Source organism: Flavobacterium frigidum (genome assembly GCF_048286795.2).
Window position 1 is genome coordinate 245,136 of the sequence record NZ_JBLVPT020000002.1, and the last position, 24,691, is coordinate 269,826.

A 24,691-nucleotide genomic window follows, 5' to 3' on the forward strand; every position below is an offset into this window, starting at 1 on the left:
GTAGTGAAAATCCTTTTTTGACGCCTTTTTTGGCGGATAAAAAGATTGTAGCGAAAAGCAGGAAATGGCTTCTAAAAATAATAATTATATGAAAAACACATGTAGCATTTTACTAATAGCTTTTCTTTTTGTGGCGTGTCAGCAAAAGATAAAACCTGAAGATGTTTCAAAAATTAATGGCTATTGGGAAGTAGAAAAAGTTGTATTTGATTCTATTGATGATAAAGACTACAGCATGAATGAAGTATATGATTATTTTGAAATAAAAAATAATAAGGGAATTCGGAAGAAAGTTAGACCGCAATTGGACGGTACTTTTTTAGTGAATGATGCGTTTGAAAACGTAACTGTTCGTTTTGCAGATGATAAGGTTTTCTTAGATTATACAACACCTTTTATGAAGTGGAGTGAGGAAGTGATTTCGCTTTCAGCGGAAGAGTTTGTGCTGTTAAATAAGGATAAAATGGAGTATCACTACAAGAAAGCAACGGCAATAAATGTACTAGGCAATGGCAAAACGACTAAATAATCAAAGCACGATCGGGGATGTTTTGAAGCAAATAATTCAAGTCAATAAACTGCAACCCGGAATGGATCAGATTGATGTAAAAGATGCGTGGAAAAATCTTATGGGCAATGGCGTAAACAGTTATACAAATAATGTGGTTTTGAAAGGAAGTACGTTGTATGTTGAGTTAACTTCGTCTGTATTGCGAGAAGAATTAAGCCACGGGAAGTCTAAAATAGTGGCGATGATTAATGAAGAATTAAGACGTGATGTAGTGAAAGATGTCGTTTTGAGATAATGATTTTAGATTGTTGATTAACGATTTTAGATTTCAGATTTTTGGTATAAAAAAATCCCATTTCAATTTTGAAATGGGATTTTCTTTTTAGTGTTCAGAGTACTATGTCACTGAACACTAAAAACTGAGTTCTGAATACTAGAACTGCTCTCTTCCAGCAAAATGGAAAGCACCTTCGATAGCTGCATTTTCATCGCTATCAGAACCGTGAACTGCATTTTCTCCAATAGAAGTTGCGTATGCTTTACGGATAGTTCCTTCAGCAGCTTCAGCAGGATTTGTAGCACCAATTAAAGTTCTGAAATCTTCAACTGCATTGTCTTTTTCTAAAATAGCAGCAACAATTGGTCCTCTTGACATGAATTCAACTAATTCACCATAGAAAGGTCTTGCAGCATGTACTTCGTAAAAAGCTTGAGCATCAGCAACAGTTAATTGTGTTAATTTTAAAGAAACGATTTTGAAACCTGCAGTTGTAATCATTGCAAGTATGTTTCCGATGTGTCCGTTTGCAACAGCATCAGGCTTAATCATTGTAAATGTTCTATTAGTAGCCATCTTTTATTTTTTTAATTTTGTGCAAAAATAAGATTTTTTTATTGATTATTATTACAATTTCAACATTCAAATTGTCATTTTCTTATTAAAGTACAATAGTGTTAAATGTGTGCTCTAATGGCTTTAGTTGCTTTACTAAAGTTGGAATCAGGTTTTCTCCATATTCCAAATAAAATTCAGAAAAATTAGTCTGGCGTTCTTGCAAACTATGATTGGGGAACAACTCGTTTTGTAGGTTAGTAATGCGTTCTAAAGCGTCATTTAATTTTCTTTTTTGAGCTTTTAGCAAACGTTTTTCTAGATTTTCTAAACCTTTGAATTGTTTAGTCTCTTGTGATTTTAAAGCGCCTAAGAAAGAATTATCGGTTTTATGGGCAATGGCGTACAACGATTCAAATTGCACACGCAGTTGCTCTTTTAATAGATCTAAATCGAGCGGAAAGTTTGAAAGTTCTTTTGTTTTTGTATTGATTAAACTACTTTGTTTTGAAAATAGATCGTTCCAAGTTAACAATAATTTGTCTGCTTTTTTAGCTTGTTTTTCAGTTGCTAATACAACTGAATTTCGCAGTAAAAGCATAGGAAAGGTTACCTGAGCAGATTCAAAAAAGGATTTTAGTTCTAACCAATACGCTATTTCTCCGCCTCCGCCAATATAACACAAGTTGGGGAGTATGACTTCCTGATATAGTGGACGCAGAATCACATTAGGGCTAAATTTCTCTGGATGATTTTCTAAAAGTGTTAGAATTTCCGATTCAGAAAATTCGATTTTAGTATGGTTTACTTTGTATTTTCCATCTTCAAAAAGAATGCGTTCGCGCAAGTTGTCCTCTATATAGAATAAGTTGATTTCACGTGGATTGACCTGAATTGTATACTCATTTAGTTTTTCGGCAGTTTCTAAAACTAGTTTGTGTGATGATTGATGAAGTAATTCTTCTTTTACGTAAGGGATGAAGATGCGTTTTAAATCGGTATTATCTGCATCAAGAATAACCAAACCATAGTCGCTGAAAAGTGCATTAGCTAAAAACCGAGTCGCATCGGCGAGGTTGCTATGTGATACATAAGCATTTTCAAATAATTTTTTTAATGTTTCAGAATTTGTACTAGAACCTAATTCTAGTTTATAAACGTCGAGAAAATCAGCTAAACCATCGGTAGACAATCTTCCAACGGGACCAGTACTTTCTTTGTTCCATCTGAATTTTTTACCTTTAAAATTGAAGTAATTAATTTCTTCAAAATCATGATCTTCGGTTGCCATCCAATAAATGGGAACGAAATTATATGTGGGATATTTCGCTTTTAATTCGGTTGTTAAATTAATGGTTGAAATGATTTTGTAAAGAAAATAAAGTGGTCCACTAAAGAGATTTAATTGATGACCCGTTGTTACAGTGAATGTATTTGAATTATTCAAAGCTTCAATATTTTGTTGGGTCAAAACGGAAGTTTCAACGTTTAAATATTGTTTTTGTAAAACAGCAACTAAAGTTTCTCGTTTAATATTGTCAAAGTTATTTTTCTTTTCGAGGATATAATCTTCAAAGTTTTCAAGTTTTGGAAATCGGTTATATAAAGGAGTTAAAGTTGCTTTTTGATTTAAATAATCATTCATCAAAGTAGAGAAATATCCAGAATCCTGATAGCTGATACAGTCGGTTGGCATAGTAAAGTTTTATATGATGCTAAAATACCATTATTAATTGGAATTATTTATTTGTTACTTTCGAAAAATAGTTTCATTTTTATAATTAATATAGTAACAGTTTTATGAAAGATTATTCTAGTACCAACAGTAAAAATTCAGTTAAACATGTTCTTTTTGGCAGTTTAATAGGGACAACGATTGAGTTTTTTGATTTTTATATTTACGCCAACGCAGCAGTTTTGGTATTTCCGCAGTTGTTTTTTCCAAGCTCAGATGGAGCAATGGCTACTTTGCAATCCTTAGCCACCTTCTCCATTGCATTTTTATCGCGACCTCTTGGCTCAGCCTTTTTTGGACACTATGGAGATAAAATAGGGCGAAAATTTACTTTGGTTGCAGCGTTATTGACTATGGGAATTTCGACCGTAACTATTGGCTTTTTACCCAGTTATGCAAGTATTGGTATTGCAGCTCCTTTGTTGTTAATGTTGTGCCGTTTTGGTCAAGGTATTGGTTTAGGAGGCGAATGGGGAGGCGCGGTACTGTTAGCAATTGAAAATGCACCGCCAAATAAAAGAGCTTGGTACGGTATGTTTCCACAATTAGGAGCTCCAATTGGTTTGTTGCTATCAGGAGGAACTTTTTTAGTTTTAACGGACCTAATGAGTAATGAAGATTTTATGAATTACGGTTGGAGAATACCTTTTATTGCGAGTTCACTTTTAGTAGTAGTTGGGTTTTATATCCGATTGAAAATTACAGAAACCCCGTCTTTTGAAAATGCTAAAAGAGAACAGCAAGAAGTTAAGATTCCTTTTTTCACATTATTGAAATCCCATAAAAATCAATTAATTTTTGGAACATTTGCTGCTGTTACCGCTTTTTTGGTTTTTTATCTTATGACTGTGTTTACATTAAGCTGGGCAACTAGTGATTTGGGATATTCTAAAAGAGACTTTTTATTGATGCAGTTGTTTGCTGTACTCTTTTTTGCCTTTTGTATTCCGATTTCGGCATTGATAGCAGACAAAATAGGGCGCCGAAAAACGTTGGTTTATGTTACTATTGCAATCGGTTTCTTCGGATTTTTCTTTTCTTATTTTCTAAATTCAGGCAGTGAAAGTATGGTTGCTTTCTTTTTATGCACAGGTATGGCTTTGATGGGATTTACATATGGACCGCTGGGTACATTCTTATCGGAATTATTTCCTACTTCAGTGCGGTATTCAGGTGCGTCATTAACGTTTAATTTAGCAGGAATTCTAGGTGCGGCTTTTGCTCCAATGATTGCAATTTGGTTAGCAAGTACTTATGGTTTGATGTATGTTGGATTTTATTTAACTGTAGCAGCTTGTATTTCGTTGTTTGCGTTAGTAGTGATTAGCAAAGAGGAGCATGCGTTTTAAATAAACAATTATTGAAAGAGAAATATCGGCTGAAATTATTCAGAAGACCTTTTTGAGCCACAATAAAACATTCAATTAGAATTTTGCTAGCTTAAAAAAACCTATGTAATCGTATTCAAAATTCTCCAGCTTTAGATAAGCGAAAAAAAATAATATAAACCTAGACTTCCTCTGTGTTTATTATTTTCTATAAATTTCCTTACTGTAATTATAAATTCGGGAAAACAACATAATTATCCCTTATTTTTGCACAAAACTTTTCCTCTTGAAAACCAAATTATTCGCAATCACGCCCCCTTTCACCCAACTCAATACACCGTATCCAGCAACCGCTTATATCAAAGGGTTTCTGAATACCAAAAATATCGAGTCTGTTCAGGCGGATTTGGGTATCGAAGTGATTTTGGAATTGTTATCGAAAGAAGGATTGCAAAATTTGTTTACGGTTGCAAGTTTTAAGTTTGAAGTTTCAAATAATACTATTTCGGATAACTCGAAACGTATTTATGCATTGCAAGACGAGTACTTAAAAACAATCAATCCCGTAATTACTTTTCTACAAGGGAAAAACCCAACATTGGCGCTTCAAATATGTCAGGAAGATTTTTTACCAGAGGCTTCTCGATTTGCACAATTGGAAGAACTCGATTGGGCTTTTGGTACTATGGGAACGCAGGACAAAGCAAAGCATTTGGCGACTTTGTATCTCGAAGATATATCCGATTTTATTGTGGAATGTGTTGATGCTAATTTTGGTTTCAGCCGTTATGCCGAACGTTTGGGAAGATCTGCCAATTCTTTTGACGAATTATATGAAGCGCTCCAACAAGAGTCAACATACATTGATACCATTCTTCTTTCGATTCTAAAAGAAAAAATAGAAGACATTCAACCTACACTATTCTTAATTTCAGTTCCGTTTCCAGGAAACTTATATTCGGCTTTTCGTTCGGCACAATGGGTAAAAAAGTATCATCCAAATATCAAGATTTCGATGGGTGGCGGTTTTCCAAATACGGAATTACGTTCACTCTCGGATGCGCGTGTTTTTGAATTCTTTGATTTTATTACTTTGGATGATGGAGAAATGCCAATTGAAGAACTTATAAATGCGGTCACTTCGAGCGCAGTTGAGAAGCAATATAAACGAACCTTTCTTTTGGAAAACGGAAAAGTTGTATACAAAAATAATTCTACCAAACCGGATTACAAACAATCGCAAGTGGGAACGCCTGATTATTCGGATTTGTTATTGGATAAATACATTTCGGTTATCGAAATTGTGAACCCTATGCACCGCATGTGGAGCGATGGTCGCTGGAATAAACTTACCATGGCCCACGGTTGCTATTGGGGAAAATGTACGTTTTGTGATATTTCTTTGGATTACATTAAAATCTATGAACCTGTTGCCGCCAATTTATTGTGCGATCGAATGGAGGAAATGATTGCTCAAACAGGCGAGAACGGATTTCATTTTGTTGATGAAGCGGCTCCTCCGGCTTTGATGCGTGCTCTAGCTTTAGAAATCCTGCGTAGGAAATTAGCAGTGACGTGGTGGACAAACATTCGGTTCGAAAAAAGTTTCACTAGAGATTTGTGCTTACTTCTAAAAGCTTCTGGTTGTATCGCCGTTTCGGGTGGACTCGAAGTCGCTTCGGATCGCTTATTGAAACTAATTGATAAAGGCGTAACGGTCGAGCAAGTAGCTAAAGTTACCCGCAATTTCACCGAAGCTGGTGTTATGGTACATGCGTATTTAATGTACGGATATCCTACCCAAACCATTCAGGAAACGGTGGACAGTCTGGAAATGGTGCGCCAATTATTTGAAGTTGGTGTATTGCAATCCGGATTTTGGCATCAATTTGCCATGACTGCGCACAGTCCTGTAGGTTTGTATCCTGAGAAGTTTGGTGTGGTAAAGGAAACTGAAGCGATTGGAACTTTCGCCAATAACGATATTAATTATACTGATTCAACAGGAATTGATCATGATAAATTCAGTTTTGGACTCAAGAAATCTTTATTCAATTTCATGCACGGCATCTGTTTTGATTACCAATTGCAAGATTGGTTTGACTTTAAAATCCCAAAGACGAAAATTGCACCCGATTTTATTTTTGATGCTTTACAAGAAGAAGAGGATTTCAATAGTAAACCGACTGCAAAAATTATTTGGTTGGGCGGTAAGCCTTCGATAGAAATTTTTACGAAATCTAAAAAAGGAAATTCGTGGGAATTAATGACACTTACTTTTCATGATAAAAAAGAAAGTTTCAGCATTCAAACCAGTAAAGAGGAGGGAGCATGGTTGGTGGAAATGCTTTTAAAAATTGCAGTGTCAAATACTAAAACGCATACTTACCAAGAAGTCAAAGCTGATTTCGAAACCCATTTGGAAGATTTTGAATTGTTTTGGTTCTCCAAACCGATTAAAACACTGCGAGAATTCGGATTATTAGTGTTGTAAATTTATTTACTTACCAATACTGTTTTAGCATAAAACTTAATTTTTGGTTTACGAAAACGTTTTCTTTTACTTATTTTTACGATTCAAACAAAGAAACAAATGAGTATGGGTTATAAAGTTAACGTAAACGACACCTTTCATTTTGATATGGAAACGGAAAGTGTTTCGCATCTAGATATAGTAAGTATCGCAACAGATAAGTTCCATATTTTGAATGAGAACATTCCGTATCAAGCGGAAATTATCACTTCTGATTTTCTTCAAAAAAGCTATACTGTCAAGGTAAACAACAACACCTATACTGTTGCGATTTCAAACCCATTGGATATTCTGATTAAAGAAATGGGATTCGAAACGGGAATTACTAAACAAGTCAATTTCATTAAAGCACCTATGCCGGGATTGATTCTTGAAATCAGTGTTGTGGTGGGGCAAGAAGTAAAAGAAAACGACAATTTAATTATTCTGGGAGCGATGAAAATGGAAAATAGTTTCCTATCTCCACGCGATGGTATTATCAAATCGATTTCGGTTGCTACAGGAGATGCTGTTGATAAAGGTCAGTTGTTAATTGAATTCGAATAAAACACCACTACTTCGCTAATAAAAAATAAAACATACATCATTTAATACAAATGAATGTAAGAGAATTAAAATTAGCAAAACTGCGGTTAAAAAATAAAAAATGAAAAAAATATTAGTTGCCAATAGAGGGGAAATTGCCAACAGGGTGATGAAAACAGCTCAAAAAATGGGTATTAAAACTGTTGCGGTATATTCTATAGTAGATCGAGATGCACCACATGTAAAATTTGCTGATGAAGCTGTTTGCATTGGTGAAGCCCCTTCGAGTCAATCCTATTTACTAGGAAGTAAAATCATCGAGGTTGCGAAATCTTTAAATGTTGATGCGATTCATCCCGGTTATGGTTTCCTGAGTGAAAATGCTGATTTTGCTGAAGAATGCGAAAAAAATGATATCATTTTTATTGGACCAAAGTCGAAAGCAATTAAGATTATGGGAAGTAAACTGGCGGCCAAAGATGCCGTTAAGCGCTTCAATATTCCAATGGTCCCAGGATACGATCAGGCAATAACGGATGTCGAAAAAGCAAAAGTTATTGCTAAGGAAGTTGGTTTCCCAATACTTATTAAAGCTTCTGCCGGTGGTGGAGGAAAAGGAATGCGTGTAGTAGAAAGCGAAGCTGATTTCGAATCTCAAATGGATCGCGCCATCAGTGAAGCAATTGCTGCTTTTGGAGATGGCTCTGTTTTTATCGAAAAATATGTGGGTTCGCCAAGACATATCGAAATTCAAGTTATGGCAGACAGTTATGGGAATGTGCTGTATTTATTCGAAAGAGAATGCAGCATCCAGCGTCGTCACCAAAAAGTAATTGAAGAAGCGCCTTCTTCGGTTTTAACACCAGAACTGCGAAAAAAAATGGGTGAAGCAGCCGTTTTGGTAGCTAAATCTTGTGATTATTTAGGAGCTGGAACTGTAGAGTTTTTATTGGACGAAAATAATAATTTCTACTTCTTGGAGATGAATACGCGTTTGCAAGTGGAACATCCCGTTACGGAATGGATAACTGGAACCGATTTGGTCGAACTACAAATCAGAGTAGCACGAGGTGAAGAACTAGCTATCAAGCAAGAAGATTTAAAAATAAAAGGACATGCGATGGAATTGCGTGTGTATGCCGAAGATCCTATGAATGATTTCTTGCCAAGTGTGGGTCATTTAGATGTCTATCAATTGCCGGTTGGCGAAGGAATTCGTGTGGATAACGGTTTTGAACAAGGCATGGATATTCCTATTTATTACGATCCGATGTTGGCCAAATTAATCACTTATGGAGAAACTCGTGAAGAAGCCATTCAAATTATGATTAAGGCCATTGAAGAGTATCAAGTAGAAGGCGTTCAGACAACATTGCCTTTTGGGAAATTTGTTTTTGAACATGAGGCGTTTCGTTCCGGGAAATTTGACACGCATTTCGTTAAGAATTATTACAATGCCGATGTGTTGAAAAAACAAATGGCTAAAGAAGCCGAAATTGCAGCTCTTGTGGCAATGAGACAATATTTTGAAGATCAAAAAATCGTACGGGTACCGAATTAAAATATTTTTTTACCATTAAGAAAAAGTAAGTACTGTTTTTTCCAAATGAGACTTAATCTCTAAATGGGTTTAAAATATAATTAGCGAATTGGCGGTCAAAAAAAATAAATATGAAAGACAAAGTAAACACATTAAACGATAAAATTGCCGAAGCTCATTTGGGTGGCGGTAAAAAACGTATCGAAAAACAACATTCGAATAAAAAACTAACCGCAAGAGAGCGCGTCAATTATTTGATGGACGAAGGTTCCTTTGAAGAAATAGGGATGTTGGTGACACACCGCACGACTGATTTTGGAATGGAAAAAGAACAGTATTATGGCGATGGAGTCATCACAGGATACGGGACCATTAACGGAAGATTGGTTTATATTTTTGCTCAGGATTTTACAGTTTTTGGAGGTTCTTTATCCGAAACTCATGCTGAGAAAATCTGCAAAGTCATGGATATGGCCGTTAAAATGGGAGCGCCTATGATTGGACTAAATGATTCTGGTGGAGCGCGTATTCAGGAAGGAGTTCGTTCTTTGGGTGGTTATGCCGATATTTTTTATAGAAACGTACAAGCGTCAGGAGTTATTCCACAAATTTCTGCAATTATGGGACCCTGCGCCGGCGGAGCTGTGTATTCTCCTGCAATGACTGATTTTACGATGATGGTTGAAGATACCAGTTACATGTTCGTAACGGGTTCGAATGTTGTGAAAACCGTAACCAATGAAACCGTAACTTCTGAGGAATTGGGTGGTGCAAGTACGCATGCTACTAAATCTGGTGTAGCGCACATTACTTCTACCAATGATGTAGAATGTCTGGAGGACTTGAAACGGTTACTAAGTTATTTACCACAAAGCAATAAAGAGAAAGCACACAACTTACCCTACGACCTGAATGATGAAGTGCGTACTAAATTAGCGACCATTATTCCAGATAATCCCAACAAGCCGTATGATATGCACGAGGTTATTGGTGGAATTATTGACGAGGATTCTTTTTTTGAAGTTCATAAAAATTATGCCGAAAATATCTTGGTAGGTTTTGCTCGGTTGGGAGGAAAAAGTATTGGGATTATTGCCAATCAACCCATGATCTTAGCGGGTTGTCTCGATGTGAATAGTTCAAAAAAAGCGGCTCGATTTACCCGTTTTTGTGATTGTTTTAATATTCCGTTATTGGTTTTGGTGGATGTACCTGGATTTTTACCGGGAACGGATCAAGAATGGAACGGGATTATCGTTCACGGTGCGAAATTGCTTTATGCCTTAAGCGAAGCAACTGTGCCGAGAGTAACTGTAATCACCCGTAAAGCCTATGGTGGCGCCTATGATGTGATGAACTCGAAACACATTGGTGCCGATATGAATTTTGCTTGGCCAACTGCCGAAATTGCCGTGATGGGAGCCAAAGGTGCCTCGGAAATTATCTTTAAAAAAGAAATTAACGAAGCCAATGATCATGAAGCAAAGCTTTTGGAGAAAGAAGCAGAATATGCGGAGTTGTTTGCGAATCCGTATACTGCCGCGCAACGTGGTTTTGTAGATGAGGTAATTTTGCCGCAAAATACCCGACGCAAATTGATAAAAGCGTTTAGCATGCTCGAAAATAAAGTAAGCATAACACCTGATAGAAAACACGGTAATATTCCCTTGTAGTTTGCAATGGCCGCAGTAAAAACCATCATTTAAGATGGTTTTTTTGTTTTAATGAAGTTTTTATTTACAATCAAATTCTACATAAAAATATTTTGTTTCCTATTTTTTTTTGATACGATTAGTTGGTAATATTAAAAGTAAACGTTTTAGCAATTCAATTTGTGTTTTTAAATTTCCGTTCAAAAAAACACTAGCAAAGTGAATAATTAAGGCGTTATTTAACCGGATTTGAAACATTTCTAAAAGTATTGTGTTGATAGGTAAACTGTTATTAAAATTAATGTTATCAAAATTTTTGGTTATCTTTTTTTTTCTAGCAAAAAAACTTAACTTGCGCCATCAAAAAAAAGTGATATATCTTACAAAACTATGGGTAAGATTTTTAATTTCCTTTTTATTGTTTGACATTCCATGAAAAGATTACTTAATTTAAATACGTACTCTAAATTACTATTGTTGATAATTTCAACGAGTATTTTCTTTTTGATCATTTATATTTCTCTTTACTTGTATACTATTAAAGAAGAAGAACATTTCTATAAAACTACTTACGATCAATACGATAAAGAGGTGAAGTCTCTTTTTAGACTTAACTCAAAAACTTCATTGGCCACTGTTATTGATGTTACCTATTGGGACGAGTTGGTCAATTATACTAAAACAAAAGAAGTAAAATGGTATAATAAATACATTGAAAGTGAATTTGATTCCTATGAAGTAGATTATATTGGAGTGTATGGTTTGGATAAAAAAATAATCAACAAGACCGTCTCTACTAAGCTCAAAAGCATTGATTTCATTCCAAAAGAGATGATGGCAGTATTGCATAAATCAAAACTAAAACGGTTTTATGTAAAAATTCCTGAAGGAATTGTTGAGGTTTTTGGTGCAACAATTCATGCATCAAATGATCCTAAAAAGAACAAAACGGAACCTGCTGGTTATTTTTTTATGGCAAGACTTTTAGAAGAGTCTTTTTTTAATGCTGTAGGTAATATTAGTAGTTCAAAAGTAAGTTTGGCTTCTAGTGAATATGTAATTGCACATGAAGATAATTTTGTAGTTGTAGGGATTGATTTGAAGGATTGGAAAAATGAAGTGGTGGCAAAAGTACTTTTTAAAAGACGGTTCAATTTAAATTACACTAATACAAAAGAGATTCTTTTTATTGTTATTCTGGTTTCTTTGCTAAGTATTTTTGTGTACGCGTACCACACAAAGCGATGGGTTTACAATCCACTAAAATTAATCAAGAATATTCTTGAAACAGGAAATAGTAATGCTATCGAAAGTTTAAAAAAGTCCGATGGGGAGTTTGGATATATTGGAAACTTATTTGAAGAAAATAACAATCAACGGAAGCAATTAGAAATAGCTAAGAAAAAAGCTGAAGAAAGTGATCGATTAAAATCATCTTTTTTGGCTAATTTGTCTCATGAAATTAGAACACCCATGAATGCTATTATGGGATTTAGTGATTTGCTTCAGGATCCAAATTTGGATAATAAAGAGCGAATTGAATATTTAAAAATTATAAAAAATAGTGGAAACAGTTTGGTATCTATTATTGAAGACCTTATAGAAATGTCTAAAATTGATGCCAAGCAAATTATGCCTAATTATAAAGGATTAGACATAGAAAATTGTATTGTCGAATTGTATAATGCTATAAAAGTTACGATTCCTAAGGATAAAGACATTCAGTTTTATATTCTTGAAAACCCAAATAAAATTCTTGAAAATATTAATACTGATGAAACAAAACTAAAACAGATTATCGTTAACCTAATTACAAATGCGTTGAAATTTACCGATAGAGGTTTTGTTGCTTTTGGCTATTCTGTTAATAAAGAAAAAGGATGTTTAGAGTTTAAAGTAGAGGATTCGGGTATGGGTATAAGTGAAAATTATTTGAAAGTAATTTTTGAGAGGTTCAGAAGGATAGAAGGCGATGCAACTCACGATTTATCAGGATTAGGTCTCGGTTTGTCAATAACCAAAGCGTATGTCGAACTGTTAGGTGGAGAGATCAAAGTAGCGTCTACCCTTGGATTGGGATCTGTATTTACATTTACCATTCCATTAGATATAGATCAAACGGCTAAAGTAGTCCAACCCACAAAAGTAAAATCGGTTGCCAAGAATTTTGGAAAAGAAATTGTTTTAATTGCAGAGGATGACTGTATAAATTTCATGCTTTTGCAAAAAATTATACAATCCAAAAACCATACAGTTATTAGGGCCAAAAATGGGCAAGAAGCAGTGGATATATGTGTAAATAATCCAAACATATCTGTAGTGTTTATGGATATAAGAATGCCAGTATTAAATGGTTTTGAAGCCTACGAAAAGATTAAAGTATATAGGCCAGAACTTCCCGTCATCGCACAAACTGCCTATTCCTCATTTGAAGATAAAGAAAAAATCATGAAAATGGGTTTTGTAGATTGCATTACAAAACCATTGGATAAGGAAAAAGTATATGAGGTATTGGATGCTATTTTTGTTGAAATTTATAAATAAAACGCAGTAAATTTAACTTACACAAACAATTTGCATTGCACTGTTTTATTTAATTGTGCAATTTCATCCAATTTTTCAAAATCAGATTTGCTTCATTTCTCTTTATGTTTTTTCATTAATCGCCCAAAGTTCGATGATTTTCGGCAGTGCCTTAGTTTTATTTCTAGCATATTTTAAAATTTAATTACAAACACATGATTTTTAAATCAATAGATCCGTATTCACAACTTTTAATAGAAGAACATGAAGTTCTAACAGAGTCCCAATTGAATAAAAAATTGCAGTTGACTGAGCGAGCTTTCAAAAACTGGAAGCAAACTACATTTGAATAAAGAGCATTACTGATGAAAAAATTAGCTGACATTCTTAGAAAAAACAAAGAAGTGCTCGGTTTTTTGATTACAAAAGAAATGGGAAAAGCACTATTTGAAAGTATTTCTGAAGTTGAAAAATCAGCTGCAAACTGCGATTTCTATGCTGAGAATGCGGAAATAATATGAAAGACGAGTATTATGACACATCTTTCAAAAGCATGTCAGTTTATGATCCAATGGGGGCTGTTTTTGCAATAATACCTTGGAATTATCCATTTTGGCAAGTATTACGATATGCGGCTCTGGTAATTATGTCGGGCAATGTGACTCTTTTAAGGCATGCACCCAACGTTATTGGTTGTGCAAAAGCTATCGAAAATGCGTTTTTGGAAGCCGGTTTTCCTGAAGGAGTTTTTCAACAAATTACAATAGATATTCCTCTGGTATAAAATGTCATTGCGTCAAATATAGTTCAGGGCATTACTTTAACGGGAAGTGAAATGGCAGGATCCGCAGTGGCTTCATTGGCAGGGAAGCATATTAAAAAAACAGTTCTAGAATTAGGGGGTTCTGATGCGTTTATAATTTTAAATAGTGCAAATCTTGAAAAGGCTGTAACAGTTGCCACTCAATCGCGAATGCTCAACGCTGGCCAAGCATGTATTTGTGCCAAGCGTTTTATAGTCGTCGATGAAGTAGCAGATGAATTTATAACGCTGTTTACCAATAAAATTAATTTGCTCAAGCAAGGAGATCCAATGATGGAAGGGATTAATTTGGGGCCTCTTGCTCGATTGGATTTAGCAGAAAAATTAGAAAATCAATTACAAAAATCAGTACAACAGGGCGCGAAGATAATAGTAGGAGGAGCACGAGAAAATTGCAATTTTCAACCCACATTAATCGAGTGTTTCGATTCAGATTCCATAGCTTTTCAGGAAGAAACTTTTGGACCGCTAGCAACTGTCATTAGGGTCAAAGACGAGAATCAAGCAATCGCTATTGCCAATAATCACCGATATGGTTTGGCCGCCTCAATATGGACAACGGATCGTGAGCATGCTTACCACTTGTCAAGAAAAATAGAAGCAGGAAGTGTTTTTGTGAATTCCTTAGTTCGCTCTGATTCTAGAGTTCCTTTTGGTGGAATAAAAAAATCAGGATATGGCAGAGAACTAGGTGCAATAGGGATTAAGGAATTTATGAATGCCAAATCATTAATTATTGAATAATAGATTTTCGCAGTTATTTAATAGAAGAATCGGGAATAGCAATTGTGTTTTACGCAAATTCGTTCTCGATTTAAATAGACTTTAATTCTATTTTATAGCCTATCGAGCTACAAATTGATACTTTATATACTTATTCATAGGTATAGATCGCAGCTTTTAAATCCTTTGGTTTATTAGAAAGAATAACAATAAACGGAGCTCCATTTTGGGCAGCATTTTGTTTTAATCGCTTTTTACCATTTTCAGTAAACGATAGCGGAGATTCTCCTTTTGTTACCAAATAAAAGGAAGTAATTATTCCAGACTCTTTCAGTCCTAAAGTTTGGTGTTTTTGTAATACAACAACTTTATTATAATCGGATTTTCCATTCAATTGAATTTTTTCAGAGACAATAAAAGGAGTGGTTTTTGATTTTTCACTCAATTTTGCCACAGCATATTTACTGATGGATTGTTCTTCTAAACTTTGGGAAAAAGTATAATACACTAAATTATTTTCTATTTTAGTTAAGTTGTTGTCAGCTGTTATGCTATCGTGTTTGATCATTTGATGCGTTTAAGTAATTAATGAAGCGGTGAATAAAATAAAGATTGTTAGTACTGAAATTTTCATATCTGTAGCTATTTCTGTTTGAAAATGTTCTTATTTGTAATTAGAATCTTTACAATTACTATTTATAAATAAGGAGATTAAATCTTTTCTGATGGCGATATAAATTTTTATGTCTAATTCTTTGGATAAAAATAAATCGACTAAAAGAATACTTCTGCTGTTTATTAAATAAAAATTTTAAACGCTTAAAATAGATTTTTGGTCCAAATTGAATCCCATAATTAAATTACAAAAAAAGGAATTAATAGACCAAAATAATAACTTGATATTGCGGCATATACTTTTTATTTTTTTCTTCAAATTTTTGATGTATATGCTTGCTGAATTTTTTGTAAATCATATATTAACTTGATAAAAATTTTGAGTTTTAATTATTTATTTGCGAAAAAATTAAAAACTATTTAAAATTATATTTACAATAAATCTCTATTTTTAATGGGGTATCTTTTTTATTTTTATTAAAATATGTACTTAAATCCCATATTTTAAATATTAATTCTTATAAATTAATAAAATTCATGGGGTGTGTCTAAATTTTTTAATTATTGAATTTTCAAAATTATCTCTTTAAAATATAGAATAGCTATTATTTTTTGATGATTTTTTGGTATTGATAATTCTTTGTGTATCAAGTTAAAAAACTAGAAAATAGTAATTCAACTGAGATAAAAGTTAATAAATTCGCTCTATAAATCTAAAAAAATTAAATTTTCAAAAGCGTATTTAAATGCCTTATTTGAGCCATTTCAATTTGATTTTTAAAATATGCTACAGTAACAAACAAAGCAAACTACTAACTAAAACTACCCAACATGAAAAACCAACTATCCTTTATTGCATTAGTGCTAACAACATCTTTTACTTTTGCTCAAAGCGCTCCAGCATCGGCATCAACAACATTTGCAGGATCTGCTGATGCGTATTATAAATATGATTTTTCCGGTATAGACAACAGTCTAACTAGTTTTACGAATTCTCACAATTCATTTGAATTAGGAATGGCGTCTATTGAAGCTTCACATAAAATGGATAAAGCCTCTGTTTTTGTTGATTTAGGATTTGGAAACAGAGCTGCCCAATTTACATATAATGATGACGCATCAACTTTTATGATTAAACAATTAAATTTCACTTACGAGTTTTCAGATGCATTGAAAGTGATTTTAGGAAGCTTTAGCACTCATCTCGGATATGAGCTGGTTGATGCAGTAGATAATAAAAATTACAGTATGTCGTATGCCTTTACTTATGGTCCATTTTTTAATACAGGAGTAAAAGCGCAATATACTTCTGGTAAATTCAGCTTTATGGCTGGAGTAACCAACCCAACAGATTTTAAGACAACACTTGAAGCAGGTTCCACCCAAAAAACGTTTATTGGTCAGTTAGGGTATTTGGGAGATACGGGAAGTGCGTATTTTAATGTTACTTCAGGAAGTAGTAATCCTGTTTCTGACGAAAACAAAACTCAATTTGATTTTGTAGGGTCAAAAAAAGTAAGTGATTCTTTTTCACTAGGATTCAACGGTACCTATGCAATGACTAAAAATGATTTTGATAGCACACTAGATGGCGAATGGTTTGCTTTGGTTGGGTATGCAAACTTTACATTAAAAGAAACGTTGAGTTTAGCCTACAGACTGGAGTATTTCGATGCTAAAGATGCTACGGCTGGTTTTGGACTACTAGCTGGGACAAGTGTGGTTGGCAATACTTTATCATTAAATTATAAAGTAGGGAACTTGACTATTATTCCGGAATTCCGCTTAGATACTGCTTCTGAGGATATTTTTGCAAACAGTGCTGCAGCTTCAAAAGGTTCAACAGCGTATGCTCTACTGGCAACAACCTATAGTTTTTAATCTCCCCACTATTTTTTTTGACTGCCAAAATACTTTATAAATTTTGGCAGTTTTTTTGTGCTTTGACTTTCAGTAATACATTAGTTTGAGTTGTCATTCAAAATTGTAGTTGTATAAAATAAAAATTGTTTTTTGAAAGAATCAAAAAACAATTTTTATTGGTATTAGCAATCTATATATCTGCTTATTGTTTTTTATAAATAGAATAAATAGTGTTTATTGTTTTTTCATCTAAAATTGCATTGACTTCTGTTTGAATATAATGCAGTTTAAAAGCGGTTATTGCTGCTGGCAGGTTTTTGGTATCATATCCTATAATACGCAATCCTTGTTCAACATTAAAATCAGTTGGAGCAGTTTCTAAAAACTCATCGTACCAGATACCAAAACCATTTTCGGCTAATATTTTCCAGGGAAACAATTGACTTGGATCTTTCTTTCGTGTAGGTGCAATATCAGCATGACCGATAATGTTTTGAGCGGGGATATTATAATCTTTCTTTAGCTTTGTCAAAAGTGCTAATAAGCTATTGATCTGTAATTCAGAGAAAACTTCTGTTCCATTATTGTCTAATTCTATACCAATAGATGTAGAGTTAATATCTGTGTTTTTCCCCCAAGTTCCAGCACCTGCATGCCAGGCTCGTAAATAGTCGTTCAACATTTGAACTACTTTGCCATCATCAGAAATTAAGTAATGTGAACTTACCTGAGATTCTATTTTAGTAAACGTTTTTAATGTTTGCTGCAAAGAGTCCTGAGCGGTATGGTGAATAATAATAAAATTGGGCTTTCTTAAATTAAAATTCACAGTTCCTATCCACTCGGTATTGATTCCGTTTTGTAAAGGAGTAGGGCCCATCTTAAAAAGAGTGTCCTTGTACGTATGCAGTTGTTTAGTGTATAAAGTGTCGATATTTATCTCTAAGTGCGGTATAATTGGTAAAGGCTGAGAATTTTTGTTCGAAATTGTTTGCTTTAATGATTTGAGCTTTGAATCGTAAATTTTCTCACTTTTTTTGTAAGGATTCGTAGCGCAAGACAAAGCTATAACAGTTATTAAAAGGAAAGAGACTATTTTTTTCATACGAGCTTATACTTTTGCAACAGAGTGGAATCGATTAATTAGATTTTTTTTTGGCTTTCGATTTTTTAGGATTTTTGGCTTCTTCTTGAAGAACGGTATATTTTTCCTTTTGGTCTTTATTTAACATTTCGATTATTTTCCTGTCTGTTGTTTCAGAGAGAACGGTGATGTTTTTTATTTTCTCTTCTTGACTAACTTCCGCTTTTATAAGCATACCTTGAGATTTGATACTTTCGGTCAGGATGTTAGAAATTGCTATTACTTGAAGTTCGTCAAGAATAAGGTCTGGTTTTAGTCTTTCCATGATCTTTCCGACTGTTACTTCAACAGGAACTTCATTCGGTTTTTGAGGCGTTCTGGTTTGATCCATTGTGTTGTTCATTCTACCATTACCACCGTAACCATTTCCATAGCCGTTTCCATACCCACCATTTCCAAATTGTGCAAAAGATGTATTAGCAAAAAAAACAATAAAGCCTATTAGTAGGTAAGAATTAAAGGATTGCATCTTCATGTTGTGGTAAGAATTAAAATCAATTAGAAAAATTATACTGGTTCTCCGTACAAATCAAATTCTGTTGCTTCAATAATTTTGATCATTACAAATTCACCCGTTTTCACGTAATGTTTTGAAGCATCAATCAAGACTTCATTGTCAACATCGGGACTATCAAATTCTGTACGTCCTACAAAATGAGCGCCTTCTTTTCTGTCAATAATACATTTAAATGTTTGTCCTACTTTTTCTTGGTTTAAATCCCAAGATATCTGTGATTGTAGTTCCATAATTTCGTTTGCACGGTCTTGTTTTACGGTGTCAGGCACATCATCTTCCAATAAGTAGGCATGTGTATTTTCTTCGTGAGAATAGGCAAAACAACCCATTCGGTCAAATTTCATTTCTTGAACAAAATCTTTCAAGATATTGAAATCTTCCTGAGTTTCTCCAGGATATCCTACTATTAAAGTAGTTCGAATAGCCATGCCAGGAACAGCTGCACGGAATTCTTTTAACAATTTTGTTGTTTTTGCTTGAGTAGTTCCTCGTCGCATGGATTTTAAAATAGAATCTGAAATGTGTTGCAACGGAATATCTAAATAATTACATATTTTAGGCTCGCGCTTCATAATTTCTAACACATCCATTGGGAAACCAGTAGGGAAGGCGTAATGCAAACGAATCCATTCAATTCCTTCAACTTTTACAAGTGCTTCTAGTAATTCTCCTAGGGCTCTTTTCTTGTAAATATCTAATCCGTAATAGGTTAAATCTTGGGCAATTAAAATTAATTCTTTCACTCCATTTTTAGCCAAGCCTTCCGATTCTTTTACCAATTTTTCAATGGTTTGCGAAACGTTTTTTCCTCGCATCAATGGAATGGCACAAAAACTGCATGGTCTATCACAGCCTTCAGAAATCTTTAAGTAAGCATAATTTTTAGGCGTAGTCGTTAAGCGTTCTCCTAATAATTCGTGCTTGTAATCAGCGCCCAAAGCTTTCAATAGTTGTGGTAATTCTGTTGTACCAAAAAACTGATCTACATTTGGTATTTCTTTTTCTAAATCAGGACGGTATCGTTCAGATAAGCATCCGGTAACAAATACTTTGTCTACCAATCCTCTTTCTTTCTTATCAGCATATTCCAGAATCATATTTACGGATTCCGCTTTAGCGTTATCAATAAAGCCACACGTATTTATTACAATAATATTTCCCTCTTCAGCCTCAGGTGCTTCGTGTGTAACGTCTTTTCCGCTGGCGCGAAGTTGACCCATTAGCACTTCACTGTCATATACATTTTTTGAACACCCAAGAGTGATCACGTTGATTTTATTCTTTTTTAAAGACTTCGTTCTCATAGCGGTAGAATCCCGATAATTTGGGAATTTTGCAAAATTACAATTTTTTATTCAATCTGAACTTTTTTCAAAGTGTTTTCAGATTATTAGGAGCTATTTCCTGCTGTGCGCTGCAAACAAAATTCACTTAACTCCTATAAAAATAAGAGCTAGGTGAAGCAATTTCTCGAAAAAAAAGGGAGGGTTTCTCCCGACGCTTCGGGACCACAAGGACTAAAAAAATCCGTCTTGTTTGAATAACGAGACGGATCACTATTTTAATTCATAATGCGTTTACAATTCAAATAATAACGTTACTGAAACCGTGTTGTTTATCGCATCAATGCTGGCGCCATCCGTAAATCCTTGACTAAAAAATCCTTGTTGCGAATTTCTTTTGGCATACGAATACGCTAAATCTACTTTGGTTGAACCAAAATTATACCCTAAACCTGCCGAATATCCAGTTAAGTCTCCTATTGTTGTTTTGTTTTTATAAGGACTTTGCTCAAAACGGTATCCACCTCTTAAGCTTAATGCGTCTATTTTATATTCGGCACCAATTCGTAGTTCTCCTGTAGTATCCAAAATAGAATTCATATTGCTGTTTAGAGCACTAAAATAGGTATCGTTTTCGGGTTTAAATTTAGTATTTCGGTAACCTTTCATTGCATAATCTATACTTATTAGCCCTGATTTTCCAAAAACATAGGCAAAACTTCCAGTCAGTTTGCTTGGTGTTTGCAATTTGTACGGTTCATAAACATTTATAAACTGTGGATCTACCACATCAGGCTCGAGTTCTTCGCTAGTATTGGCACTTACTGCAACAAGTCTCTGTGATAATTCATCTGTCAGGGTATACCAAGTTGAGGATTCGTAGGCTAATCCTACGCGCACTTCATTTGTTAACTTTGCAATAGCGCCCAATTGAAACGAAAAACCAGTTCCATAAGTATTCAAATCATTATCAAACTGTATTCTTGAAACTGTAAAATCATTAGTAAGGGGTGCATTATTTTCTTCAGAAAAACGCGAGGATCGTATGTAATCCGTAAAATGGGAATTTAAGTTGATTCCTAAGTACAATTTATCTTTATAAGATGTAGCTGCGTTGAATGATAATTTTCCATTATATCCGGTGCTAGTTACACTATTTTTTTGATAATAATCAGCTCCAGCAGGCACATTAGATATAAAAGCAGAGTTAGGATCATTTTCATCAACGGGATTGATAATAAATCCTTGATAACCCAAAAAGGCTTGTTGTGCATCAAAACCACTCAATCTTGGAAATTGTGAGTTGGGCAAATTGCGACCTAAAAATGAATATAAATCAGCAATTGATTCTCCAGTTACTCTATTTACAAATTGTTGTGGTACTGGCGCTCCATTATTTCCAGTATTTGCATAATTCAAAAAATATTGATCTATAGAATTGTTTGAATTGGTTCCAGCAGAAAATTGGTTGTTATCAAAATTATTTGCGTTTTCGTAGTTGATTCCAAGTGAAACTTTTTTCCAATTACTGTTACCGTTATTATTGTTAAAAACAAAAACTGCTCCTGCTTGATTTAAATCAGATGAGTTAGAGGCGTCTTTAGTTGCGGTACCAAAGTAGTTCGCATTGTTTTTTACGTTATAATTACTCAACGTCAATCCCATTTGGTTATTAGAAAACACCGCAGAACCTGCTGGATTAACATTTAAAGAGGAAAGGTCGCCGCCCAGTGCACCAAAAGAACCACTCATAGCTCTATATCGAGCTGTACCAGTTAAATTGTCCTGTGCGTAACGCATAGCATCAGAGATGTCTTGTGATCTGGCATTGTTTATGGATAGCCCTAAAGCGAGTAGGAATATATATTTTTTCATATTTAATTGGTTTGTTTTAATTTAACATCAAAATTGAAAGTTAAGGCGGGTTGTTTATCCTCTTCCACCTCTTCCGCCACCGCCAGATGATCTTCCGCCACCACCATAATTACCAGAGCTGCTTGATCTGCTATTGGAACTAGGACTATAGGATCTAGAATTATTATCATTCCTTGTGCTCGGGGTGTAAGATCTCTCAGACCTATTGCTCTCGTTTCGTGTGGTGTTATAACTTCCTCTTCTAGTAGGATTGGTATTAGAATTATTTTGTGATTGACCTTGATTTCTAGAGAAATTTGGACTCGTTCTGTTCATTCGAGTAGCTGAATCTCTACCAAAATTAGTATTGGAGCCTCTATAATTAGAATCTACAGTTCGTCCAGCGGAGTAATTTCTTTGACCTCTAGAATAATTTGAAGTAGTACGATCTACAGCGTTATTGTTTGCATAAGCAGAGCCTCTTCTGCCGGAGTTATAAGCATAGTTTCTGTTGTAGTTATTGTTTGAATATCCCCAATTGTTCCAGCCCCAATTGTTGCCATACCAGTTATTCCATCCAAAACCGCCATTCCAACCCCAGTTGTTCCAGCCCCAATTATTTCCGTACCAATTGTTCCATCCAAAACCGCCATTCCAACCCCAATTGTTTCCGTACCAATTGTTGAAGCCATAGCCATAACCACCATTCCATCCCCAATTGTTACCGTACCAATTGTTCATGCCCCAATTATTGTCATAAACATTGATACTTACGCTTTGTGGGTTGCTTCCCCAGCCAGGATAATTATTGTTGTCTTGTAAAGAGTCGTTTTCGACGTTGTAATTGCCATAGTTGTCAACGTCTGTAAAAATTTCTACTGATTGATTGTTATTCTGTAAAGATCCAAAATAGTCTTTATATTGGTTCTTAGGAGCGCTTTGTGTTTCTTCTTGAACAGCGCTTCTGGGAGTGCTACCATATATTCCATCAGAATCATAGTAAGAGCTGTTTTGGTAAGAACCACAAGATGTCAACAGAATGCTCAAAACACCAACAAAGTAATAGCTTATTGGGTTTCGTAAGGGAAGAGTACTAGTTTTCATATATATGGAGTTTTTATTGTTGCACATTACAAAAATACTTAGTTTTGCTGAACTATTTATTTAAAAATATTAATGCAAAATTTGTGCCAAAACATTCAATATGAGTAAGAACTTAACTACACGAGCAGAAGATTATTCAAAATGGTATAACGAATTGGTTGTGAAAGCTGATTTAGCCGAAAATTCAGGAGTGAGAGGTTGTATGGTTATCAAACCTTACGGATATGCTATTTGGGAAAAAATGCAAGGGGAATTGGATCGAATGTTTAAAGAGACGGGGCATCAAAATGCTTACTTTCCGTTATTTGTTCCTAAAAGTATGTTTGAAGCTGAGGAAAAAAATGCGGAAGGATTTGCAAAAGAATGTGCCATTGTAACACACTATAGATTAAAAAATGATCCAGATAATCCCGGCAAGCTTATGGTGGATCCTAATGCAAAATTGGAAGAAGAATTAATTGTTCGTCCTACTAGTGAGGCTATTATTTGGTCTACATATAAGGGTTGGGTGCAATCGTACAGGGATTTACCTTTGTTAATTAATCAATGGGCAAATGTAGTGCGTTGGGAAATGAGAACGAGATTGTTTTTAAGAACCGCAGAATTTTTATGGCAAGAAGGGCATACTGCACATGCCACAAAAGCAGAGGCTGTGGAAGAGTCGGAAAAAATGATGAATGTGTACGCTGATTTCGCTGAAAATTTCATGGCAATTCCAGTAATAAAAGGGATAAAAACAGAATCCGAACGCTTTGCTGGGGCTGAAGAAACGTATTGTATCGAAGCTTTAATGCAAGATGGTAAAGCGCTACAGGCTGGTACGTCACACTTTTTAGGTCAGAATTTTGCAAAAGCTTTTGATGTGAAATTCGCCAATGCCGAAGGGAAGCAGGAATATGTATGGGGGACTTCTTGGGGGGTTTCGACTCGTTTGATGGGAGCATTGGTTATGACACATTCCGATGATCAGGGATTGGTACTTCCTCCGAGCTTAGCGCCAATACAAGTAGTGGTCGTTCCTATATACAAGACTGATGAGCAGTTGGAATCTATTTCTACTGAGGTAAATAGTTTGATTGCTACTTTACGGAAATTAAATATCTCTGTAAAATTTGATAACAGAACTACTCAAAAACCAGGTTTCAAATTTGCAGAATGGGAGCTGAAAGGAGTCCCTGTGAGGATTGCTGTAGGACCAAAAGATTTAGAAAATGGAACTTTTGAGGTTGCAAGAAGAGATACATTGACCAAAGAAGTAGTAGCTAAAGATAGTATTACATCATATGTGAGTGATTTATTAGAGCAGATTCAAAAGGAATTGTTTGAAAAAGCATTGGATTACAGAAATACGCATATTACGGAGGTAAATAGTTTTGATGAGTTTAAACAAGTTTTAGAAACTAAAGGTGGTTTTGTATCAGCCCATTGGGATGGAACTGCAACTACAGAAGAAAAGATCAAAGACCTAACGAAAGCGACCATTAGATGCATACCTTTAGATAGAGCTGAAGAGGCTGGAAGTTGCGTGTTTACTGGAGAAAAATCATTTGGGCGAGTGTTGTTTGCAAAGGCGTATTAAAAAAAAA

Annotated in this window: 19 protein-coding genes and 1 pseudogene; 12 read left to right on the forward strand and 8 right to left on the reverse strand. The window is 34.6% G+C overall.

The features are described 5' to 3' along the window. Window positions 1-88: 88 nt before the first annotated feature. Window positions 89-529: a lipocalin family protein gene (locus ACNQGB_RS04625; RefSeq protein ID WP_417943723.1), complete on the forward strand. Its 441-nt coding sequence runs from the start codon at window positions 89-91 to the stop codon at window positions 527-529. Next, the gene (locus tag ACNQGB_RS04630; RefSeq protein WP_073355171.1) at window positions 510-806 is read left to right on the forward strand and encodes a DciA family protein; all 297 of its coding nucleotides are present in this window, start codon (window positions 510-512) and stop codon (window positions 804-806) included. Before ACNQGB_RS04625 ends, ACNQGB_RS04630 begins: the two co-directional genes overlap by 20 nt. A gap of 138 nt (window positions 807-944) precedes the next feature. Here ACNQGB_RS04630 and ACNQGB_RS04635 read toward each other — a convergent pair whose 3' ends face one another. Both ACNQGB_RS04635 and bshC read right to left on the reverse strand, forming a co-directional pair. Next, the gene (locus ACNQGB_RS04635) at window positions 945-1,364 is read right to left on the reverse strand and encodes a nucleoside-diphosphate kinase (RefSeq protein WP_039109514.1); all 420 of its coding nucleotides are present in this window, start codon (window positions 1,362-1,364) and stop codon (window positions 945-947) included. 85 nt (window positions 1,365-1,449) lie between these two features. Beyond that, window positions 1,450-3,039, reverse strand: coding sequence for a bacillithiol biosynthesis cysteine-adding enzyme BshC (gene bshC, locus ACNQGB_RS04640; protein WP_417943724.1), 1,590 nt, complete (start codon window positions 3,037-3,039; stop codon window positions 1,450-1,452). Window positions 3,040-3,143: 104 nt separating this feature from the next. On the opposite strand from bshC, the gene ACNQGB_RS04645 reads away from it, so the two are divergent. The 8 genes and pseudogenes from ACNQGB_RS04645 (at window position 3,144) to ACNQGB_RS04680 (ending at window position 14,746) form a co-directional block, all read left to right on the forward strand. Next, window positions 3,144-4,427 carry an MFS transporter gene (locus tag ACNQGB_RS04645; protein WP_417943725.1) on the forward strand — a complete coding sequence of 428 codons (1,284 nt, stop codon included), beginning with the start codon at window positions 3,144-3,146 and terminating at the stop codon, window positions 4,425-4,427. Window positions 4,428-4,692: 265 nt separating this feature from the next. Further along, complete coding sequence (locus ACNQGB_RS04650) at window positions 4,693-6,900, forward strand: B12-binding domain-containing radical SAM protein (protein ID WP_417943726.1); 2,208 nt, start codon at window positions 4,693-4,695, stop codon at window positions 6,898-6,900. Window positions 6,901-6,999: 99 nt separating this feature from the next. Then, window positions 7,000-7,485, forward strand: a complete 486-nt coding sequence (locus tag ACNQGB_RS04655; protein ID WP_417943728.1) for an acyl-CoA carboxylase biotin carboxyl carrier protein subunit — start codon at window positions 7,000-7,002, stop codon at window positions 7,483-7,485. Window positions 7,486-7,585: 100 nt separating this feature from the next. Further along, on the forward strand, window positions 7,586-9,025 hold the full coding sequence (accC, locus tag ACNQGB_RS04660) for an acetyl-CoA carboxylase biotin carboxylase subunit (RefSeq protein ID WP_417943729.1): 1,440 nt from the start codon (window positions 7,586-7,588) through the stop codon (window positions 9,023-9,025). Window positions 9,026-9,135: 110 nt separating this feature from the next. Further along, window positions 9,136-10,677: an acyl-CoA carboxylase subunit beta gene (locus ACNQGB_RS04665; RefSeq protein ID WP_417943730.1), complete on the forward strand. Its 1,542-nt coding sequence runs from the start codon at window positions 9,136-9,138 to the stop codon at window positions 10,675-10,677. Window positions 10,678-11,088: 411 nt separating this feature from the next. Next, window positions 11,089-13,200, forward strand: coding sequence for an ATP-binding protein (locus tag ACNQGB_RS04670; RefSeq protein WP_417943731.1), 2,112 nt, complete (start codon window positions 11,089-11,091; stop codon window positions 13,198-13,200). A 344-nt stretch (window positions 13,201-13,544) separates the two neighbouring features. Next, a complete protein-coding gene (locus ACNQGB_RS04675; protein ID WP_417943732.1) occupies window positions 13,545-13,700 on the forward strand; it encodes an aldehyde dehydrogenase family protein in 156 nt (51 codons plus the stop codon). Window positions 13,701-13,750: 50 nt separating this feature from the next. After that, a pseudogene (locus ACNQGB_RS04680) lies at window positions 13,751-14,746 on the forward strand (aldehyde dehydrogenase family protein). A gap of 130 nt (window positions 14,747-14,876) precedes the next feature. Here the strand turns inward: ACNQGB_RS04680 and ACNQGB_RS04685 are convergent. Further along, window positions 14,877-15,293, reverse strand: coding sequence for a hypothetical protein (locus ACNQGB_RS04685; protein WP_417943733.1), 417 nt, complete (start codon window positions 15,291-15,293; stop codon window positions 14,877-14,879). 878 nt (window positions 15,294-16,171) lie between these two features. On the opposite strand from ACNQGB_RS04685, the gene ACNQGB_RS04690 reads away from it, so the two are divergent. Next, window positions 16,172-17,221, forward strand: coding sequence for an outer membrane beta-barrel protein (locus ACNQGB_RS04690; protein ID WP_417943734.1), 1,050 nt, complete (start codon window positions 16,172-16,174; stop codon window positions 17,219-17,221). A gap of 184 nt (window positions 17,222-17,405) precedes the next feature. Here the strand turns inward: ACNQGB_RS04690 and ACNQGB_RS04695 are convergent, their stop codons facing one another. The 5 genes from ACNQGB_RS04695 to ACNQGB_RS04715 all read right to left on the reverse strand — a co-directional run bounded on the left by ACNQGB_RS04695 (window position 17,406) and on the right by ACNQGB_RS04715 (window position 23,105). Next, entirely contained in the window at window positions 17,406-18,308 is a 903-nt protein-coding gene (locus ACNQGB_RS04695) for an N-acetylmuramoyl-L-alanine amidase (protein WP_309756884.1), read from the reverse strand. A 34-nt stretch (window positions 18,309-18,342) separates the two neighbouring features. Beyond that, complete coding sequence (locus ACNQGB_RS04700) at window positions 18,343-18,822, reverse strand: hypothetical protein (protein WP_417943735.1); 480 nt, start codon at window positions 18,820-18,822, stop codon at window positions 18,343-18,345. Window positions 18,823-18,854: 32 nt separating this feature from the next. Next, window positions 18,855-20,168 (reverse strand): 30S ribosomal protein S12 methylthiotransferase RimO, encoded by a 1,314-nt coding sequence (gene rimO, locus ACNQGB_RS04705; protein WP_417943736.1) that lies wholly within the window; start codon window positions 20,166-20,168, stop codon window positions 18,855-18,857. 273 nt (window positions 20,169-20,441) lie between these two features. Then, window positions 20,442-22,022: an OmpP1/FadL family transporter gene (locus tag ACNQGB_RS04710; protein ID WP_417943737.1), complete on the reverse strand. Its 1,581-nt coding sequence runs from the start codon at window positions 22,020-22,022 to the stop codon at window positions 20,442-20,444. 54 nt (window positions 22,023-22,076) lie between these two features. Continuing rightward, window positions 22,077-23,105, reverse strand: coding sequence for a hypothetical protein (locus ACNQGB_RS04715; RefSeq protein ID WP_417943738.1), 1,029 nt, complete (start codon window positions 23,103-23,105; stop codon window positions 22,077-22,079). 100 nt (window positions 23,106-23,205) lie between these two features. On the opposite strand from ACNQGB_RS04715, the gene proS reads away from it, so the two are divergent. Then, window positions 23,206-24,684: a proline--tRNA ligase gene (proS, locus tag ACNQGB_RS04720; RefSeq protein ID WP_417943739.1), complete on the forward strand. Its 1,479-nt coding sequence runs from the start codon at window positions 23,206-23,208 to the stop codon at window positions 24,682-24,684. The last annotated feature ends 7 nt before the right edge of the window (window positions 24,685-24,691 follow it).